General features: G+C 52.7%; 18 protein-coding genes and 1 tRNA gene. 6 read left to right on the plus strand and 13 right to left on the minus strand.

From position 1 onward, the window contains the following. The first annotated feature begins 201 nt into the window (after window positions 1–201). Entirely contained in the window at window positions 202–462 is a 261-nt protein-coding gene (locus tag WB237_RS01510; RefSeq protein ID WP_008500962.1) for a DUF2534 family protein, read from the plus strand. Between the two features lie 124 nt (window positions 463–586). Continuing rightward, window positions 587–1,774, plus strand: coding sequence for an MFS transporter (locus WB237_RS01515; RefSeq protein WP_336209637.1), 1,188 nt, complete (start codon window positions 587–589; stop codon window positions 1,772–1,774). 38 nt (window positions 1,775–1,812) lie between these two features. Here WB237_RS01515 and WB237_RS01520 read toward each other — a convergent pair. The 3 genes from WB237_RS01520 to WB237_RS01530 form a co-directional block, all read right to left on the minus strand. Beyond that, window positions 1,813–1,889: transfer RNA gene (locus WB237_RS01520), tRNA-Pro, on the minus strand. 72 nt (window positions 1,890–1,961) lie between these two features. Next, entirely contained in the window at window positions 1,962–3,722 is a 1,761-nt protein-coding gene (gene yejM / locus WB237_RS01525; RefSeq protein WP_114977686.1) for an LPS biosynthesis-modulating metalloenzyme YejM, read from the minus strand. Between the two features lie 19 nt (window positions 3,723–3,741). Further along, window positions 3,742–3,969: a YejL family protein gene (locus WB237_RS01530; RefSeq protein ID WP_014884596.1), complete on the minus strand. Its 228-nt coding sequence runs from the start codon at window positions 3,967–3,969 to the stop codon at window positions 3,742–3,744. A 134-nt stretch (window positions 3,970–4,103) separates the two neighbouring features. Here WB237_RS01530 and yejK point away from each other — a divergent pair, with 134 nt between their 5' ends. Further along, window positions 4,104–5,111 carry a nucleoid-associated protein YejK gene (gene yejK, locus WB237_RS01535; RefSeq protein WP_028016284.1) on the plus strand — a complete coding sequence of 336 codons (1,008 nt, stop codon included), beginning with the start codon at window positions 4,104–4,106 and terminating at the stop codon, window positions 5,109–5,111. 50 nt (window positions 5,112–5,161) lie between these two features. Here the strand turns inward: yejK and rplY are convergent, their stop codons facing one another. Beyond that, a complete protein-coding gene (rplY, locus tag WB237_RS01540; RefSeq protein WP_023312497.1) occupies window positions 5,162–5,446 on the minus strand; it encodes a 50S ribosomal protein L25 in 285 nt (94 codons plus the stop codon). Window positions 5,447–5,550: 104 nt separating this feature from the next. Then, entirely contained in the window at window positions 5,551–7,332 is a 1,782-nt protein-coding gene (locus WB237_RS01545; RefSeq protein WP_336209643.1) for a DEAD/DEAH box helicase, read from the minus strand. Window positions 7,333–7,483: 151 nt separating this feature from the next. Between WB237_RS01545 and rsuA the strand changes: the two genes are divergently transcribed. The 3 genes from rsuA to WB237_RS01560 all read left to right on the plus strand — a co-directional run bounded on the left by rsuA (window position 7,484) and on the right by WB237_RS01560 (window position 10,027). After that, complete coding sequence (gene rsuA, locus WB237_RS01550) at window positions 7,484–8,191, plus strand: 16S rRNA pseudouridine(516) synthase RsuA (RefSeq protein ID WP_028016286.1); 708 nt, start codon at window positions 7,484–7,486, stop codon at window positions 8,189–8,191. Between the two features lie 15 nt (window positions 8,192–8,206). After that, window positions 8,207–9,403: a Bcr/CflA family multidrug efflux MFS transporter gene (locus WB237_RS01555; protein ID WP_129324291.1), complete on the plus strand. Its 1,197-nt coding sequence runs from the start codon at window positions 8,207–8,209 to the stop codon at window positions 9,401–9,403. A gap of 279 nt (window positions 9,404–9,682) precedes the next feature. Beyond that, window positions 9,683–10,027, plus strand: a complete 345-nt coding sequence (locus tag WB237_RS01560) for a YejG family protein (protein WP_114977689.1) — start codon at window positions 9,683–9,685, stop codon at window positions 10,025–10,027. Window positions 10,028–10,030: 3 nt separating this feature from the next. Here the strand turns inward: WB237_RS01560 and yejF are convergent, their stop codons facing one another. From yejF to WB237_RS01600, 8 genes are all read right to left on the minus strand, one after another. Further along, the gene (gene yejF / locus WB237_RS01565; RefSeq protein ID WP_336209649.1) at window positions 10,031–11,620 is read right to left on the minus strand and encodes a microcin C ABC transporter ATP-binding protein YejF; all 1,590 of its coding nucleotides are present in this window, start codon (window positions 11,618–11,620) and stop codon (window positions 10,031–10,033) included. A gap of 1 nt (window position 11,621) precedes the next feature. Next, entirely contained in the window at window positions 11,622–12,647 is a 1,026-nt protein-coding gene (locus tag WB237_RS01570) for an ABC transporter permease (RefSeq protein ID WP_336209651.1), read from the minus strand. After that, a complete protein-coding gene (locus WB237_RS01575; protein WP_114977692.1) occupies window positions 12,647–13,741 on the minus strand; it encodes a microcin C ABC transporter permease YejB in 1,095 nt (364 codons plus the stop codon). Before WB237_RS01575 ends, WB237_RS01570 begins: the two co-directional genes overlap by 1 nt. A gap of 9 nt (window positions 13,742–13,750) precedes the next feature. Continuing rightward, the gene (locus WB237_RS01580) at window positions 13,751–15,556 is read right to left on the minus strand and encodes an extracellular solute-binding protein (RefSeq protein ID WP_336209654.1); all 1,806 of its coding nucleotides are present in this window, start codon (window positions 15,554–15,556) and stop codon (window positions 13,751–13,753) included. 74 nt (window positions 15,557–15,630) lie between these two features. Further along, window positions 15,631–17,187: a cyclic di-GMP phosphodiesterase gene (locus WB237_RS01585; RefSeq protein ID WP_336209656.1), complete on the minus strand. Its 1,557-nt coding sequence runs from the start codon at window positions 17,185–17,187 to the stop codon at window positions 15,631–15,633. A 127-nt stretch (window positions 17,188–17,314) separates the two neighbouring features. After that, window positions 17,315–17,884 (minus strand): bifunctional murein DD-endopeptidase/murein LD-carboxypeptidase, encoded by a 570-nt coding sequence (gene mepS / locus WB237_RS01590; protein WP_008500946.1) that lies wholly within the window; start codon window positions 17,882–17,884, stop codon window positions 17,315–17,317. Between the two features lie 415 nt (window positions 17,885–18,299). Continuing rightward, on the minus strand, window positions 18,300–19,013 hold the full coding sequence (locus tag WB237_RS01595; RefSeq protein WP_336209661.1) for a phosphatase PAP2 family protein: 714 nt from the start codon (window positions 19,011–19,013) through the stop codon (window positions 18,300–18,302). Window positions 19,014–19,046: 33 nt separating this feature from the next. Then, on the minus strand, window positions 19,047–20,033 hold the full coding sequence (locus WB237_RS01600) for a CobW family GTP-binding protein (RefSeq protein WP_336209663.1): 987 nt from the start codon (window positions 20,031–20,033) through the stop codon (window positions 19,047–19,049). Between the last annotated feature and the right edge of the window lie 110 nt (window positions 20,034–20,143).

Genomic DNA, 20,143 nt, shown 5'->3' on the forward strand with positions numbered 1-20,143 from the left:
CCTTTATGTCAAAACGATCCTGAACAGATTAGCATAGCGCTTATGAATGATTGGCTTGATTTACTTACATTTTCAATATTCTTAGTGATATAAACTTTATTTTTGCTGTTTTAATGGTTATTTGTACTGGTATGGAGTCTGGTGATAGTTCGTGTTATTTTAAGTGCCCTATAATGTTATTCATCTGTAAAGGGAAGTGAGATGGTTCGTGCAAAACTTAAAACACCTGAAGGCCGTAAGTTCCTCCTGGCGCTACTGGTAGTGTTTATGATTGCTGCCGCGTGCGTTGGGCGGGCAACCATTGTTGGCGTTATCGAACAGTACAACATCCCCCTCTCAGCCTGGACGACCAGCATGTATGTCCTGCAATCAGCGATGATCTTTGTCTACAGCCTGGTGTTCACCGTGCTGCTGGCCATCCCGCTGGGTATTTTCTTCCTGGGTGGACGCGAAAAGCACTAAGCCTTCATGAGCCAGCCTGAGGGTTGGCTTTTTTGTGGTCCCATTATTCCTCCTCAGGTTTTTTAATCCGCCATATTCTATTCTGTAAACATTCAGGCAACTGTTTTTAAAGCAGGAGTCGCGCATGCTTTCCAGATTTCCAGTACTCAGCCAGATCCCAAAAGGTGTCTGGGTTGTGGGGGGCGTCAGTATGCTGATGGACATCTCTTCAGAGAGTATTCACAGCCTGCTCCCTCTTTTTATGATGACTACACTCGGGACCAGCGTGCTATTCATCGGTCTGATTGAAGGGCTGGCGGAAGCAACCGCTCTCTTTATTAAGGTCTTTTCGGGGGCGATAAGCGACTATCTTGGTCAGCGCAAAGGTCTGGCACTGTTGGGATATGGCCTGGGCGCGCTAAGCAAACCCCTTTTCGCATTGGCCTCTTCCTCAGGTATGGTTTTAGGTGCACGTCTGATGGACCGAACGGGGAAGGGGATCCGGGGAGCACCACGTGACGCACTGGTTGCAGACGTCACACCACCGGAAATGCGTGGTGCGGCATATGGCCTGCGTCAGTCGATGGATACCACAGGAGCCTTTCTCGGACCCTTACTGGCGGTGAGTTTGATGTTGTTGCTGGACAATGATTTCCGTACCGTTTTCTGGATAGCGCTCATCCCCGGCCTGCTTTCAGTTGCACTGCTTTATTTTGGTCTGCAGGAACCGAAAAATCCTGTTGAGCACAAACGCACTAACCCCATTAAAAGAGCGAATTTAAAGCGTCTGGGGAAAGCGTGCTGGTGGGTGATTGGCCTTGGCGCGGTGTTTACTCTGGCCCGGTTCAGCGAGGCTTTTCTTGTGCTTCGTGCGCAACAGTCGGGTGTTCCCCTGGCTTTTATTCCGCTGGTGATGGTGGTAATGAACGTTCTCTATTCACTCTCGGCCTATCCCTTTGGCAAACTTTCTGATGGCATGAGCCACACTCGACTCCTGCAGTGGGGGTTAATGGTGTTGATTAGCGCAGATGTCGTTCTGGCGCTGAGTAGCCACTGGATCGGTATTATTCTCGGTGTCGCATTGTGGGGCGTTCATATGGGAATGACTCAGGGGCTGCTGGCGGCCATGGTTGCTAAAACCGCTCCGGCCGATCTGCGAGGTACGGCTTTTGGTATTTTTAGCCTGGTCAGTGGCGTGGGATTGTTAATCGCCAGTGTGAGCGCCGGAGCGATCTGGGAGATGTTTGGCGCGCAATATACGTTTTATGCCGGAGCGGTGATTTGTCTGGTTACGCTGGCGTATCTGCATAAAACACCGGGCGAGGCGCAATAAAAAAACCAGCCATAAGAGGCTGGTTTTCAATGTATTTTTGGTCGGCACGAGAGGATTTGAACCTCCGACCCCCGACACCCCATGACGGTGCGCTACCAGGCTGCGCTACGTGCCGACGCATGAAAAGAATACTACTCGATTCCGTTTTGAATGCAAGGGAATCTGTCGCTAACTGGTTTATTATTAATCAGTTAGCGATGAAGCGCTTCTCATCCGTCAGGACCTGCAGCAGCAGGCTTAACTGCGGTTTCTGGTCTTTTAACCGCTCGCCCTGCAGGTTATACGTCTGATAATTTCCGTTGCTGTTCAGCACTAGCGTCAGCTTAGGTGTAGTCACCACCAGGGTGTTATTCCCGGCAGCCGTGACCCAGCTATGACGGCGCGCAGCACTGAAGAGATCCTGCCCCTGCGAATATTCGTTCGCTGGCGTGCTGACATGCAGCAGGCGTTGCATCAGCGTGGTCATCACGTCTTTATGCTCGGTGAGCGTAGTGATGCGCTGAGCCGGTGTGCCCGGCCAGTGGATCACCAGCGGAACCTGCAGATTCGGACGAGACCAGCTCATACTCTTCGTCTCATCACCTAACGGCACGCCATGACCCGCTGTCACGATCACTACGGTGTTGTCCAGCTTGCCTGACTCACGTAGCGCGTCAAGCACGCGGCCTATTTGTGAATCAACGTCACTGGCCGCGCGACTGTAGCGGCGCGTAAAGCCATTCTGGTTACTGTCGTTGAGCGTGGTACCGTTAAACGCAACCCATGAGAACCAACGGTTATCTTCCTGGGCGTAGCGTTGCAGCCAGTTTATCCATTGGCTGGCGGTCTGCGCATCGGACTGATTTTGTGCCGCCGGCAGTGAGAAATCAGACAACAGCGCCTGGCGGTAAAGCGGGCTGTTAAAGCCATCAGAGGAGAACAACCCTAACTGATAACCTTGCTGATTCAGCCCGGTGATCAGTGCCGCAGGCGTACGGGCAGACAGCACGCCGTCCATGTATCCAGCTGAGATGCCATAGAACAGCCCAAAGATACCCGCATCTGTAGAATTACCAGAGCTCATATGCTGGGTGAACGTGACGTTTTTGCTCGCGAAATCGGCCAGCGCAGGCATCTGCTTCTCATAACGGGAATAGTTCAGGCCATCGACGGTGATCAGCAAGACGTTTTGCCCGCGACCCATATCGCGATAACGCAGATCGCTCAGAGGATACTGAACGCTGACCGCCTCCGGATTACCCTGTTCGATCAGACGGCGCTGGTACTCCTGCGCATCAAGCAGACCGTGTTTTTCGAGGAAACGACGGGCGGTCATTGGATACGAGAGCGGCAGGTTAGCGCGCTGCATGGTAATAGGGCGATAGAAGTTCGCATCCGCCCAGATATACATGATATGTGAGCTGATAAATGAGACAAAAAAGAGTGTGGCGACGGGTTTGGCGTAATGTCGCCGCCGGGTGAGGCTGCGAAGTTTTTGCCAGCTCCAGGTAGCAAACAGCATCTCAATCAGCAGAATGACCGGAACGCTGATAAACATCAGTTGCCAGTCACGGGCCGTCTCGTTTTGGTCGGGGTTAATCACCAGTTCCCAGACGATAGGGTTGAGATGGAGGTGGAAGCGGGTGAACACTTCACTGTCGATAATCAACAGCGTCATCCCTGCTGTTGCAAGGATGGTCGACAAGAATCGCATCAAACGCTGCGACATGACGATAAACGTCAGAGGGAACAGGATCAGCAGATAGGTGGCGAAAACCAAAAAGCTAAAATGACCCACAACACTTATCCAGGAGTAGATACGCCCGGTTAGCGTTGTCGGCCAGTCCGCGACAAACAGATAACGACAGCCAATTACCGTCGCTAACAGAATGTTGAACAGGGCAAACCAGTGCCCCCAGCTGACCATCTGGGAGACTTTTTCACGGTAGCGCTGACGATTCGTCACCATAAACTGTTGTTCGTATCCCTTAATGGGCCTGGTCGTTGCTGACGGATGACTGTAAAGCCTGGGCGAAAGATTTGGCGATCGCCTGACGCTGAGCCGGAGCAACGCTGGTATTGATAAGGTTGGTGACCATATTTCCCAAAACCATCAGGGAGAGATCGGTCGGCGTTTTATGTTTTTCCAGTACGTTAACCAGCTCACTGAGCAGCTGTTCAACGTGTTCATCACTGTAGCGGGAATGTTGTGGCATAAATCAAAATCAGTTTGTTGATGAAAGGGCAACATATTACCGTAGCAACAGCTTTTTTTCCCCTTTTTTATCTGTTGTTGCACACATGCCCTGGTGGTGGTTGAATACCGCCCGGTCTAAAAGGAGAGTTTATCATGAGTCTGGAAATCAACCAGATTGCCTTGCACCAGCTTATCAAGCGTGATGAGCAAACCCTTGAAGTGGTGCTGCGCGATTCGTTACTGGAACCCACGCCTACCGTTGTAGAGATGATGGCGGAGTTACACCGTGTCTACAGCGCAAAAAACAAAGCCTATGGCCTGTTCAGTGAAGAGAGCGAACTGGCAGATAGCCTGCGTCTGCAACGTCAGGGCGAAGAAGATTTTCTGGCGTTCAGCCGCGCCGCAACCGGACGTCTGCGCGACGAGCTGGCGAAATATCCGTTCGCTGACGGGGGGATCGTTCTGTTCTGCCATTACCGCTATCTGGCGGTAGAGTATCTGCTGGTGACGGTGCTGAATAACTTAAGCAGCATGCGCGTGAACGAGCAACTGGATATTAGCTCGACACATTATCTGGATATCAACCACGCGGATATTGTGGCACGCATTGATTTGACCGAGTGGGAAACCAACCCGGAGTCGACCCGCTACCTGACTTTCCTGAAGGGGCGTGTAGGCCGCAAAGTGGCGGATTTCTTTATGGACTTCCTCGGCGCCAGCGAAGGGCTGAACGCCAAAGCGCAGAACAAAGGTTTGCTCCAGGCGGTTGATGACTTCACGGCAGAAGCACAGCTCGATAAATCCGAGCGCCAGAACGTGCGTCAGCAAGTCTATAGCTACTGCAACGAGCAACTGCAGGCGGGGGAAGAGATTGAACTGGAGTCGCTGTCAAAAGAGCTGGCGGGCGTCAGCGAAGTCAGCTTCCAGGAATTCACCGCGGATAAAGGCTATGAGCTTGAAGAGAGCTTCCCGGCAGATCGCAGTACGTTACGTCAGTTAACCAAGTTTGCCGGCAGCGGCGGCGGGTTAACCATTAACTTTGATGCGATGTTGCTGGGAGAACGCATTTTCTGGGATCCGGCCACCGATACGCTGACCATTAAAGGAACGCCGCCGAACCTGCGCGATCAGCTTCAGCGTCGTACTTCAGGCGGTAAATAGCAGGCACAAAAAACCCCGCAGAAGCGGGGTTTTTCTCGACGAGTTTGCGATTACGCGCGAACGAAGTCGATGTGAGTCAGTTTTGGCTTGAACGCGTGACGCTGAACAGCCTGAACTTTCACTTTTTCTTCTTTACCGCCAACAACGATGGTCAGAACTTCGCTGTAGAATTCAGCTTTGGTCTGCAGGTTCCACAGTTTGTCGTGATCCAGTTCGATTGCAACTGGAGCAGCTTCGCCACCGTAAACGATAGCCGGGAACTTGTTAGCGTTACGCAGGCGGCGGCTCGCACCCTTACCCTGCACGTTACGTACTTCTGCTTCGATAGTAAACATTGATTTCTCTCTGTATTTAAAACCCTACTACAGGCGACCCAGCAGCAGGTGAGTGTTCTGCCTCACGGATGTGAAGCGGGCGGCATTTTATACTCAAATGCTCCTCACATCAATGAAAAGTCCGGTGAACCGCGCAATTCATTGGCGCGACGAAAGCGACCTTCATAGTCAAAGACCTTCTCACGGACCTGCCAGAACTGACCTTTCTTGCGAGCAACAACAAAATCCGGATGGCGCAGTAACGCCTGCTGGTGCACGATATCGGCCACGGTTATCCAGCGCAGAGGTACACCTGGCGTACGGGTGTGCGGGCGAATAAAGAGTTGCTCGAAGGCCGTGCATTGAGCGGGAGTTTGTACTCTGAAGCGCTCACTGACGTCCGCCCCGTCCTCATCGTAGTAGGTGATTTTTAACCACTCGCCTTTTTCATCCGCACCGGGCTGTAGCGCCATGCCTGAGCAGCGGAGCACCAATGCATCTTTTAACTTCAGTGCCGCTTTTAACATGTCGTCAGGATCGACCAGTACCGTGTCACATTCCCGGCAGCGGCGTGCGGCAATGTCATTTTCGGCGTTGCATTGTGGGCAGTTCTTGAAGCGGAAACGGAAATCGCACTGCTCGCGATGCCCTTCGTCATCTTCAAACCAGCCCTGACAGCGGCGGCCAAAATGCTCAATTAGCGTACCGTCGGCGGTGGTTTTACCCCAGAAAGTATTGGCAAAACCGCAGGCAGGACAAAAGACCTGTACCGGCACATTGTCGCTTTTTCCTTTTGGTGTGCCCACTTCCGGGGAGTAGAGATCGTGAGGGTTACCGGCGTAATCGAGGATCAGGCAGTCGGTTTTACCGGGAGCCAGACGCAGGCCACGGCCGACGATCTGTTGATACAGACTGACCGATTCGGTCGGACGTAAAATAGCGATCAGATCGACATGTGGGGCGTCAAAACCGGTGGTTAATACCGACACGTTAACCAGATAACGAAACTGCTGGGCTTTAAAGGCGTCAATCAGGCTGTCGCGTTCCGGGCCTGGGGTCTCGCCAGTAATTAATGCCGCGTCGTCAGGGGGCAGTAACCCGGTAATTTCTCGCGCGTGTTCAACGGTGGCGGCAAAGATCATCACCCCTTTACGTGTCGCGGCGAACTCCTCAATCTGGCTAATGATGTGCGGCGTAATGCGCTTTTGTTTTTTCAGTTCATGATTGAGGTCAGCCTCGCTGAATAGCCCGTTACTCTGCACCTGTAATCGGCTGAAATCGTACTGTACCACGGGCATATCCAGCCGTTCAGGCGGCGTCAGGTAACCGTGTTTAATCATGTAGCGCAGCGGAAGTTCATAGATACAGTCTCTGAACAGCGCTTTTTCATCACCACGCACCATACCGTGATAATGAAAGCGATAGATCCAGCCTTTACCCAGACGAAACGGCGTGGCGGTCAGGCCGAGCAGACGTAAGTGAGGATTCACCTCTTTCAGGTGTGTAAGGATTTGCTGATACTGGCTGTCGTCGTCATCGCTGATACGGTGACACTCGTCAACAATCAGCAGCGAAAATTCACTGCGAAACAGGTCAAGGTTGCGAGCTACCGACTGCACGCTGCCAAAAACCACTTTACCGTGGCTCTCTTTACGCTTTAGTCCGGCGGCGAATATGTCGGCTTCCAGTCCAAGGGCGCAATATTTGGCATGGTTCTGCGCGACCAGTTCTTTAACGTGCGCCAGGACCAGCACGCGACCACGGGCCAGACGTGCCAGTTCGGCGATGACCAGGCTCTTGCCTGCGCCAGTCGGAAGCACAATCGCCGCGGGTTCACGGTGTTTACGGAACCAGGTGAGGGTGGCATCGACGGCTTCCTGCTGATAGGGACGAAGTGTAAAAGTCATGGGGTCTCGGTTTCATTATTTCGCACATAGTATGCCACGAAACTTTTTCCCTTGAGTGGTGCAACCAGACCATTATACTGAACCATTCCAGACTGCTTCTTTTTCGGACGTACTGTTCGACTTCCAGCACCATTAAGGCTAAAAAGATTTCATGCGACTTGATAAGTTTATCGCTCAGCAACTCGGCGTAAGCCGCGCTATTGCCGGGCGTGAAATTCGCGCCAGCCGCGTTACCGTGGACGGCGACATTGTGAGAGACAGCGCTTTCAAACTGCAACCAGACCATCAGGTTGAGTATGACGGCAATCCGCTGACCCAGCAGCATGGCCCACGCTATTTCATGCTCAATAAGCCGGAAGGCTATGTCTGTTCAACGGACGATCCGGACCACCCGACAGTACTCTATTTCCTCGACGAACCGGTTGCGCACAAGCTGCATGCCGCTGGTCGCCTGGATATCGACACCACCGGACTGGTACTGATGACTGACGACGGGCAGTGGTCGCACCGTATTACCTCTCCGCGCCATCATTGCGAGAAAACCTATCTGGTGACCCTGGAGTCTCCGGTGGCGGATGACACGGCAGAGCAATTCGCCAAAGGCGTTCAACTGCATAATGAGAAAGATCTCACCAAACCTGCCGTACTTGAGGTGATCACCCCGACCGAAGTTCGTCTGACCATCAGCGAAGGGCGATATCATCAGGTAAAACGGATGTTTGCTGCAGTGGGGAACCACGTCGTCGGCTTGCATCGTGAGCGGATTGGTGCGATTGAACTCGATCACGACCTGGCGCCAGGCGAATACCGCCCGTTAACGGAAGAAGAGATCGCCAGCGTCGGTCTGCCTTCGCATTAATCTCAGGAGAACTCTGTGACCACCAGGCCACACTCGTCGTTCAAAATTGTCTTCATTCTTGGCCTGCTGGCCATGTTGATGCCGCTGTCTATCGATATGTATCTGCCTGCGCTGCCGGTTATTGCCGCGCAGTTTGGTGTGCCAGCAGGCAGCGCGCAGATGACACTCAGCACCTATATACTCGGCTTTGCCCTCGGCCAGCTGTTTTATGGCCCGATGGCGGATAGCCTGGGACGCAAGCCTGTTATTCTGGGTGGGACGTTGGTCTTTGCGGCCGCGGCAGTTGCCTGTGCGCTGGCGCAGACCATCGATCATCTGATTATCATGCGCTTCTTCCACGGTCTGGCGGCTGCAGCGGCAAGTGTGGTGATTAACGCTCTGATGCGCGATATCTACCCGAAAGAAGAGTTCTCCCGCATGATGTCGTTCGTGATGCTGGTGACGACGATTGCACCTCTGGTGGCCCCGATGGCGGGTGGTGCGGTGCTGGTGTGGTTTAGCTGGCATGCGATTTTCTGGATCCTGGCGCTGGCTGCGCTGCTGGCCTCCGCGATGATTTTCTTCTTTATTGATGAAACGCTTCCTGTCGAGCGCCGTCAGAAATTTCACATCCGCACCACAATAGGTAACTTCGCCTCACTGTTTCGCCACAAGCGTGTGCTGAGTTATATGCTGGCGAGTGGGTTCAGCTTCGCCGGGATGTTCTCCTTCCTGAGCGCCGGGCCGTTTGTTTATATCGAACTGAACCATGTTTCGCCGCAGCACTTCGGCTATTACTTTGCGCTTAACATCGTCTTCCTGTTCATCATGACCATCATCAACAGCCGTTTTGTCCGGCGGGTGGGGGCACTGAACATGTTCCGTGCCGGACTGTGGATCCAGTTTGTGATGGCGATCTGGCTGGTGGTTAGCGCGGTTCTGGGCGTGGGCTTCTGGGCGCTGGTGGTGGGGGTGGCGGCCTTTGTCGGCTGCGTGTCGATGGTATCGTCGAATGCGATGGCGGTGATCCTCGATGAATTCCCGCATATGGCGGGAACGGCATCGTCACTGGCAGGAACCTTCCGCTTTGGTATTGGGGCGATTGTCGGGGCGCTGCTTTCTATGGCTACCTTTACGACGGCCTGGCCAATGTTGTGGGCGATGGCTTTTTGCGCAACCAGCTCCATACTCTTCTATCTTTACGCAAGTCGACCGCGAAAAGCGGCTCACTAAAGCACAGAGAAGGCCCGACAGGGCCTTTTTTGTTGATGCATATCAACCAAACCCACGTTCACACACCCGGTGTTTGTTTCTTTTATGTAAAATCTATTTATGTAAAAAGTCACATCATTGTATTCAAAAAGGTTGAGTTAGATCGCAGAAACGGGTACATATAGCGCCGACGCAAGCCTGGATACCTATAAAAAAGCGCTGAATAGTGCAGGTTAGCGATGATGTGTTACTATAAATGTAAATAAATTGTGAAGTAAATTTTGCTTCCGGGGAACGAACGTGAATACATTACAACTCTCCATTGTCCATCGCTTGCCCCAGAGCTATCGCTGGTCAGCGGGTTTTGCAGGTTCGAAAGTTGAACCGATTCCGCAAAGTGCCGCGGGCTGCGATAATTGTCTGGTTGCGCTCAAACTGCTTAGCCCGAGCGACGAAGACGCATGGCCGGTTATGGAGCGCTTAAGCCAGGCGTTGACGGATATCGAAGTAGACAGCTCTGTACTGGAGTGCGAAGGTGAGCCGTGCCTGTTTGTTAAAAGCCAGGATGAATTTGCCGCGACCTGCCGCTTGAAAAATTTTGGCGTTGCTATTGCGGAGCCTTTCTCTGGCCAGTATCCATTCTGAGCGCTAGTCTGCTGACAGCAGCTGGCGCGTGTAGCTCTGCGTTGGCGCAGTAAATACGCGCTGGCACTCCCCCTGTTCGACCACTTCTCCCTGTCGCAACACAATCACTTGATGGCATAGCGCCCGAACCACCTGTAAATCATGGCTGATAAAGATATAGGCCAGCCGGTGTTTTTCCTGTAACCCCTTGAGCAGTTTCAGGATCTGTGCCTGGACGGTTCTGTCCAGAGAGGAGGTCGGTTCATCCAGAATAATCAGTTCCGGTTTCAGGATCAGCGCACGGGCAATAGCGATACGCTGACGCTGCCCGCCGGAGAATTCTGCCGGATAGCGGTGACGGGTCTCGGGATCTAAACCGACCTCGGCCATCACCCGCATAACCTCCTGTTCCCGCTGTTGGCCATTCAGGCTGGGCTGATGAACACGCAGACCCTCTTCAACGATCTGTAACACGCTGAGCCGTGGGTTAAGCGAGGAGTTGGGGTCCTGAAATACCACCTGCATACGAGGGCGTACGGGAAGCATCTGGCGTCGGTTCCAGAGATGCAGTGGCATGTTGTCAAAGAGGATCTCGCCCTGAGAAGCGATTAAGCGCAGCAGCGCCAGGCCTGTGGTGCTTTTACCCGAACCGGATTCACCTACCAGTCCCAGAGATTCCCCCGGGCGCAGAAAGAAGCGGATATTTTTCAACACCGGATTCTGGTCGACGAGGCGCCGCAGAATACCTTTGCGAATGGGAAACGAGACGGACAAATCGTCAACACGCAACAGCGGTATGCTGTCAGCTGGCAGCGGAACCGGGTCGCCAGAGGGTTCACTGTCGAGCAGGCGCTGGGTATACGGGTGTTGTGGCGCGTTTAACAGCGTGGACGCGACATTCTGCTCGACACATCGCCCGTTTTGCATCACCGCAACGCTGTCGGCCAACTTTTTCACAATACTCAGGTTGTGCGTGATAAACAGCAAACTCATGTTCAGCTCGTCACGCAACTCGCGCAGCAGCGTCAAAATTTGCGCCTGCACCGTCACGTCCAGTGCCGTTGTAGGTTCATCGGCAATCAACAGTTCTGGTCGCGTGAGCAGGGCCATGGCGATCATCACACGCTGACGTTCACCGCCGGAAAGCTGATGCGGAAAATCATTCAGCCGTTTGGCTGCATTGCGTATGCCGGTTCGTTCAAGGCAGTCCAGAATTTCCCCGCGTGCGGCTTCTTTGCGCATACCCCGGTGCAGGGACAGGACTTCATAGAGCTGTTTTTCCAGGCTGTGAAGGGGGTTAAGAGAAACCATCGGTTCCTGGAAAATCATGGCAATCTTATTACCGCGGATTGCGCGCAGGGTATGTTCGTCAGCATGCAACAGCGAGTTGCCGTTAAAGAGAATGTCGCCTTGCGGGTAACTCACGGGCGGAGAGGGCAGCAGACGCAGGATGGAGAGAGCTGAGACGCTCTTGCCTGAACCTGACTCACCCACCAGCGCCAGCGTTTCACCGCGCTGGATCTGGAGCGACAAGTCGGTGACGACGGTGCGCATCTCACCCTGTGTTGAAAAAGCAATCGACAGGTTATCAATACTGAGAAGGGGCTGCGTCATCTTATACCGCCTTGTTAGGATCGAAGGCATCGCGCACGGCTTCGCCAATAAAAATCAGTAGCGAAAGCAGCACGGCCACAGACAGGAAGGCGGTAATACCCAGCCACGGCGCCTGTAGGTTGTTCTTGCCCTGTAACAGCAACTCGCCGAGCGACGGGGAACCCAGCGGTAGCCCGAAACCGAGAAAATCCAGTGAGGTGAGGGTGGTGATAGAGCTGCACAGAATAAACGGCAGGAAGGTAAGCGTTGCTACCACCGCGTTGGGCAGCATATGGCGGAAAATAATCCCGCGGTCGCTCACGCCCAGCGCCTGCGCGGCGCGAATATAGTCAAAGTTGCGGGTGCGCAGAAATTCCGCTCGCACGACACCCACCAGCGCCATCCAGCCGAACAAGACGGTGATGCCTAATAGCCACCAGAAGTTTGGCTGTACCACACTCGAAAGCAGGATGATCAGAAACAGCGTTGGCATGCCTGACCAGACTTCAATAACACGCTGGCCCCACAGGTCTATTTTCCCGCCATAGTAACCCTGAACGGCACCCGCCACGACCCCCATCACGCTGGAAAAAAGCGTCAGCATAAGTCCAAAGAGGAGCGATATCCGTGTGCCATAGAGAATGCGCGCCAGGACATCGCCACCGTTCGCATCCGTTCCCAGCCAGTTTTGCGCGGAAGGTGGGGAAGGGAAGGGCGTTGTGGTGGAGAAGTTAATGCTGTTTGCGCCAAAACGCACCGGTGCCCAGATAGCCCAGCCATGTTGCTCAATTTGCTGGCGAAGCCATGGGTCCTGATACTCCGCAGGCGTTGCAAACGGGCCACCAAAATCGCTTTCACTGTAATTAGCGAGAACCGGTACATACCAGCGGTCGTTAAAATGCACCAGCAAAGGCTTGTCGTTGGCAATCAACTCAGAGCACATGCTTAAAATAAACAACACGGCAAAAATCCACAGTGACCAGTAGCCGCGGCGGTTGTGGCGAAAACGGGCCCAGCGGGCCTGGTTTACGGGGCTTAAACGCGACATTAGCGGCCCTCAAAATCAATTCGTGGATCAACCAGCGTATAGCTGATATCACTGATGATATTCAGCAGCAGGCCAATCAGGGTGAAAATGTAGAGTGTGCCAAACATCACCGGATAATCGCGCGAGACGGTGGCTTCATAGCCCAACAGGCCCAACCCGTTGAGTGAGAACATCACCTCGATCAGCAGTGAACCGGTAAAAAACATACTGATGAACGTGGCAGGAAATCCGGCAATCACCAATAGCATGGCGTTGCGGAATACATGCTTCCACATAATCTGCTTCTCACTCACGCCCTTGGCGCGGGCCGTGACGACGTACTGTTTTCGAATTTCATCAAGAAAGGCGTTTTTGGTCAGCATGGTCAGAGCCGCAAACCCGCCAATAACCGTTGCCAGAACCGGTAGCGTGATATGCCAGAGATAGTCGGTGATTTTCTGGTACCACGGCAGGGTACTGAAATCGGCGGAGACTAACCCTCGCAGCGGGAAGATATCGAAATAACTCCCCCCGGCAAAAAAAACAATCAGCAGGACGGCAAACAGAAACGCCGGGATGGCATAACCGATGATGATGAACGTGCTACTCCAGATATCGAAACGGCTGCCGTTATAAACGGCTTTACGGATCCCGAGCGGAATCGAGACCAGGTAGATAATCAACGTTCCCCATAATCCCAGCGTGATTGACACTGGCAGGCTTTGCTTAATCAACGATAAGACTGATGCACTGCGAAACAGGCTATCGCCGAAATCAAAGCGAATATAGTCCCAGAGCATTTTGAAATAGCGCTCGTGAATGGGTTTGTCAAAGCCATAGCGGTGGGTGATCTCGGCGATCACTTCAGGATCCAGTCCACGCCCACCGCGATAATGACTTTCACTGATATTCCCTACACCGGTTCGTGCATGGCTCGCGCCCATTCCTTCACCACCACCGCCGGGCATACCGCCGCTATTACCAAACTCGATAGCAGCAATAGCCTGATCAACCGGGCCGCCAGGCGCGATTTGCACGATAAAAAAGTTAATCGTGATGATGGCCCACAGGGTCGGGATGACCAGCAGCAGACGGCGGATAAGATAGGCACCCATGATGATTCCTTATCGTCGCTCAGCGGGGAGTCTGGCGGCTTTGTTGACGTCATACCACCAGGTATCGAAGCCCAGTGAATAGACAGGGCGTATGGAAGGCACGGAGAACTTGTCCCAGCGAGCAAGACGATCTTCACCCATATACCACATCGGCAGCATGTAGTAGTTCCAGGTTAAGACCCTGTCGAGCGCCCGCCCGAGCGGCAGGAGCTTTTCTTTATCGCCTTGCGCCGCCACTATTTTTGCAATCAGACTATCAATCGCCGGGCTTTTCACCCCCGGTGCATTGTATGAGGAGTCGATGTAGCTGGAGGCCCATGAAATTTGCAGATCGGAGCTTGGCCACGGCTGTGCGGGCCACAAGCGCTGCATCATGTCGTAATCACGGCTGCGCATGCGATTGGTAATCTGCGCGTTATCAACCTGACGAATGTTCATGGTAACGCCCAACCGCTCAAGGTTGTGCTTAAACGGCAGTACCCATTGATCGTCGCCCCCGGACGAAAGCAGCAGCTCAAAGCTGAGAGGCTTACCCGTTTTGGCATCAACACGCTTTTGATTCTTCAGGGGCCAGCCCGCGTCCTCCAGCAGCTTGCTGGCTTTCAGCAGGTTGGCGCGGTCGTAGCCGCCACCGTTTGACACGGGCGGCTGAAACACCGAGCTGAACACTTCCGCGGGTACTTCCGCTTTCAGCGGTGCCAGCAGGACCAGTTCGTCGGCTTTCGGGTAGTCGCGCGCGGCATATTCCGTGTTCTGGAAATAACTGTTCGCACGGCTGTAGGCCCCGTAAAACAGCGCTTTGTTCATCCACTCAAAATCAAAAGCCAGGGAAATCGCTTCCCGTACCCGGCGGTCATTAAATACCGGACGCTGAATATTAAATGCCAGCCAGCGGGTGTCCTGGGCGGATTCATTTTTGTGCTCATCTTTAACGATGTAACCTTTCGCGAAATTTTTCCCGATATAACGTGTGGCCCAATTTTTGGCGTTGCTCTCAACGCGCAGATCGAAGGCACCGGCTTTAAATGCTTCAAATGCCACGTTATCGTCGAGGTAGTAATCATAACGAAGGGTGTCGAAATTCCAGCGCCCGCGGTTAACTGGCAGATTTGCTGCCCAGTAGTCTTTGACGCGGGAATAGACCACATATTGCCCCATTCGCCAGTCGGTAATGCGGTAAGGACCACCAGCCAGAGGGGGAGTAGAGAGCGGGTCGCTCAGTTTGTGAACTTTCCAGAACGATTGAGGCATCACCGGCAGCGAGAACAAGCTGAGCATGTTCTCTTTGTTCGGTTCGCTCAGCGCAATGCGAACGGTAAGCGGCGCAATGGCTTTGACTGACGCGCCTTTATACACAATGCGGAACTGAGGAACGCCTTCGGTCATAAATTTATGAAAGGTGAATGCGACGTCACTGGCCTTAACCGGTGAACCATCGTGAAAACGTGCCCGGGGGTTTATCGATATTTCAGCCCAGGCAAAGTTATCCGCGTAACGCACGTTATCGGCAATCAGCGGATAGTAGCTACCGGGCTCATCATCAGACGTGACAAAAAGCGTATCGTAAAGCGATTCCGTTCGTGCTGCCGCCACGCCACGCAGGGCGTAGCGGTTGAAGTTGTCGAACGTTCCCGTAGCGGAAAGTGTTACCTTCCCGCCTTTGGGGGCGGCCGGGTTGACGTAGTCGAAGTGTGTAAAATTGACCGCGTATTTCGGCTCGCCAATCACCGCGAATGCGATGTTTTCTTTGATGGCTTGCGCCTGGCTGGACAGGCTCGTGAATGCCAACATCAGCAACATAAAGCGCATAAGCATCTCGCGGCGGCTCCCTTTTTTACAGACCAGCTCAGTTAAGCTGAATAATAAGTGACGTCACAGGTAATGTGAAATTATTCACCGCCGGTGGAAGCGTCAGGCCGCCATTTGCAGAATTGATCCAGTGGCATCGGGCGGCTAATCCAGTATCCCTGCAGGAAATTGACGCCATGTTCGCGTAGCCATGCAGCCTGTTCCGGCGTTTCCACACCCTCCGCGACGGTCGACATATTCAGGCGTCTGGCCAGTGTCAGCACGGCATCAAGCACTGGTGAGGTGACGGTTTCTGTACCAATCGCGTTAACGAAACCCCGGTCGATTTTTAGATAGTCCATAGTGAAATGCTCAAGGTAAATCAGTGCACTGTGGCCTGTACCAAAATCATCAATCGCTATTTCGAACCCTTCATTGTGTAGCCATTCAAACAGATTGTTGGCTTCCCGGTGGTTAAGCATGTCGCGCTCGGTGATTTCCAACACGATCTGGAAGTGATCTGCCGGCAGTAACGCTTTGAAGGTGTGCATATCGTCTTTGAAGCTTTCCGCATGCAGATGTCCCGGCGCAATGTTGATGCCCAGTTTGGCACCCGGTGGCAGCACGGTCTGTAACGTTGGCGCATCGCGAATGATGAGATCAAAAAGATGCAGCGTCAACGGAACAATCAGCTTCTGTGCTTCGGCAAAATTGATAAAGGCGTCAGGCGGAATTTCACCCATGGTTGGGTGTTTCCAGCGCATCAACACCTCGACGCCGCGCATTTTCAACTCTTTTGCGTCTACAACAGGTTGATAGACTACATAGAATTGACCGCGCTTAATGGCGCTTAAAATCTCTTTGCCCGGATTCAGCCGTATGCTGAGGATATAGTAATTGAGCGATCCGGCACAAATGCCGCATACCAACCCGAAGAACAGGGCATAAAGGATTTCATCGCTGGTCCAGGCGTCCGCATACAGTTTAATCGTCAGGGGGACATCTTTCAGCGTAGCAGTGCGGCTCGGTGATTCATCTAAATCACGCGCTTTGACCAGCTTGCTGGACATCGTCGTTAGCGCATCATCGCCAATGATAATCGCTATGCCTGCGAACTCGTCCTGGCGCTCAGTGTAGAGCAGATAGGGTGTCAGATTGAGATTTACCGAGGTGAACACACCGCCATCTTTTACTAACGGATTACGGTACCAGATGGCAATCGCGGGCTTGTTGGGCAGCATAGGAGTGCCCGGAAGCAACGCCATATCGATCTGCTTATTGATGTGCAGCTCGGGGATCAGCTCCTCCATCGGAACATTCATCGGACCTGTGGCGGAAGAACAGAACGCGATTTTGTCCCTGACCAGCAGGAAGGCGCGCACGTTGAGGCTAAAGGCTGCACGTGAAGTCAGTTCTGCATTGACGTCATGGCAATTGTTCAACGTGAGCGGCTGGAGGATGTCGATAGAGGTTTTTAACTCTCCGAAATAGCTCTCCATGTAGAGGCTGACATCTGTAATCAGGGTGTCGAATTTAACGTCCCGCTTGTGGTAGCTCCAGAAGAATTGCAATGACCCCAGGAGCAGGGCAGTGATCAGGCCGGTGATAATGCTGAGGATCAGTATCTTGCGATTACTGGAGAAGTAGCGGGTGAACATAGACGTTGTGGTTCCTGAATTGCCGCTGAATGTATTCAGTGTAACGGGCAAAAAAAAACACCGCCGAAGCAGTGCTTTTTTTCATCATATCGTCAGCCAAGGGATAACCAACGATACAATTTCCATATTAACTGCGGGTCAATACGCGACGCGCTTCGTTGTAGCGCTTTTTCCAGTACGGTTCGTTCATGCTGGAAATGGTCACACCGCTGCTGGTGGAGGCATGTACAAACTGGTCATTACCAATGTAGATGCCAACGTGTCGACCTGTAGAACCTGCACGGAACAGGACCAGATCACCAGTGCGCAGTTTGGTACGTGAAATCGACTTGCCCATCTCCTGCTGTTCGTAAGTCGAACGCGGAAGATCTAACCCGAACTGCTCACGGAAAGTACGCTGTACAAAACCGGAACAATCAATACCTGTTTTCGTGCTGCCGCCAAGACGGTAACGCACGCCTTTCCAGTCAGCATACTGGTCCATAATGCGGGACTTCACGTCCAGATTACGTACCATATTTTCAAATTCATCCTGAGAGGCTTGCAGTGACGAGGAATCTTCCATTCCCACAACACGCGTCTCAGGATGCATATTCTTTGCGGTGTTCGATGTACTACATGCAGATAACAGTACCGCGACTGCTATCGCCGGGATCCCCCGTAAGATATATCTCAGAAACGGTTGAGATTTGACCATTTTGTTTATTTTCCCTTGAAGTCCTTAACGACAAATATCGTTATAAAAATGCCAAACGTGACGAGACTAATTATCTGTTCACATTGAGACAATTCTTTCTGCTCACATTTGTGGCACAGCGCACAAAATTATTAGCCAGTGAAATAATTATCTCTATGGGGCAAAACGAGTTCGAGATTAACCGATTGCCTGGGGTATTGCGAGTAAAAAAAGCCTTTTTTTTATAAGAAATTGTGATACAGAAAGTAAAAACATGGAAATGCTCAAAATACCGACAGATCCGCCACCTTATCGCGTAATTGATTCATTTTTATCATGAATGTGATGACAGGAATATGACAGTGAGAAAAGATCGCGGCAGGAGACCTGTCAGGGATCATGTCGATCCCTGATAGCTAACGTAAATTTAGGTTAGTTATTTGTTTAATTGTTGTTGCGTTTTTCCGGGAAGATAGCGATCAAACAGCGCTATTATCCCGTCGCTCAACGGTGTCATCAAACACCACGGCAAAGCAATCAGAGCAACGGAGAGCGAACCGACGGCAATATCGGTGAACCAGTGGGCGCCAATCATTACGCGTGGAAAAGCAAAAACCACAAAAATAATCAGGGCTATTGCGAAGGCTATTTTGCCGAAATAACGAAGCATAACTGCGGAAAAAATAAGCAGCATCATGCCGTGGTCGCCAGGGAAACTGTCCTTCGAGGCATCTTTTGTTGGAATATGCAGCAACTCACTGACGCGATAAATATCGCTAAAGAAGAGCGTTGGGCTAGAGCGCTTAACCGGAATAATCGCGGTTGCCAGCTGGTTAATGACCACGGCAAACAGCAGCATCACCAGACCGATAATCATAATACGCCGACGCCCTGCTTTATCCTCTTTCAACCAGAAGGAGAGCATCAGGCAGCCCATTGCCAGCAACGAAAAACCGTCGAAGGCGCGGTTGTTGGTGATAGCGACCAGCCACAGAAAGGCATTGCTCTTCACCAGCTCCTGGTTGAAGAAGTGAAAGATTGCAGAATCCAGCGGGAACCAGAAACCATGATTCGCCGGGATATACCAGGAGAAAAAGAGCGCCAGACCGGCGACATTAAGCAGTAATATCAGGGGAAATCGAGTCGTCATAACGTTCAGCAAAGAGTGAAAACAGGGGCAACGTTAGCCGCCCGAACTTAAACGAAGCTTCAACAGGCTGGACTGCAGGGCATTCCAGTCGGCGTTAACCGCACTAATTAACTCAATTCGGCTGTCCGGCGGGGCGACATTTTGCGTTTCAATGAAGAAATCTTCGCCCTGACGGTTGATCCGTACCAGTCCGTCTGGTGTGCGCATGATCCCTTTAACGCGATCGACCGGAGCAAGTCTGGCCCACTCAAGGATCCCGATGGTGTCAAAAACGGTATCTGCATCGAAGATCCATCCACAGGCCTGATACCCCTGGCCACTATTCAGATTACGACGCCAGCGCTGGTGTTCCGGCAGGCTGAGGGCGGCCAGACCCTGTTTCACCGGATGGCTATGGGCATGTTCTGCACTGGCCGGAAGTTCCGCTATGTTCAGACGAGGAAGATCAAGCAGGGCGCTATCAATCCTCCCCTGAGTGGTCTGCACCCGTTGACGATTACCGCCGTAATGTTGCCACCACGCGTCCAGCGCGGCCTGGCTTTCAGCCGTCGCGCGATCTTCTTTATTAGCAACGATAATGTCTGCCGAGGCGAGTTGATCGCGGAAGTTCTCGTTGGCCACCGCTTTATCATCCAAAAGCTGACGAGGGTCAAGCAGGCACAGGGTGGCGCGCAGATCAATCCACGGTTCGTAAACCGGTGCGGTCAGTAAATCAAGGATCTGCTTCGGGTGACCCAGCCCGGTGGGTTCAATCAGCAGGCGATCGGGTTTTCCCTGGCGCAGCAGCGTATTGAGTCCTACCTGCATGGGCAAACCATTGACGCAGCACATGCATCCGCCTGGGATCTCTTTGATCATCGCGCCGCTGTCTGACAGTAATGCGCCGTCGATGCCCACTTCGCCAAATTCATTTACCAGTACGGCCCATTTCTCGGCTGGATCTTTATTCGCCAGCAGGTGAAGAATTGACGTGGTTTTACCGCTGCCGAGAAAACCGGTGATGAGGTTGGTTTTGGTCACGTGCGCTCCAGAAGAGAATTGTGATGCTATAACAATTATCTCTTATCCTGGCGAAAAAAGGGCGCAATGAGAAGGGGAAGGGCGAACGGAGGTAATCTCCGTTCGTGTTA

Origin of the sequence: Enterobacter sp. P82, from assembly GCF_037053385.1 — a bacterium.
GTDB lineage: Bacteria > Pseudomonadota > Gammaproteobacteria > Enterobacterales > Enterobacteriaceae > Enterobacter.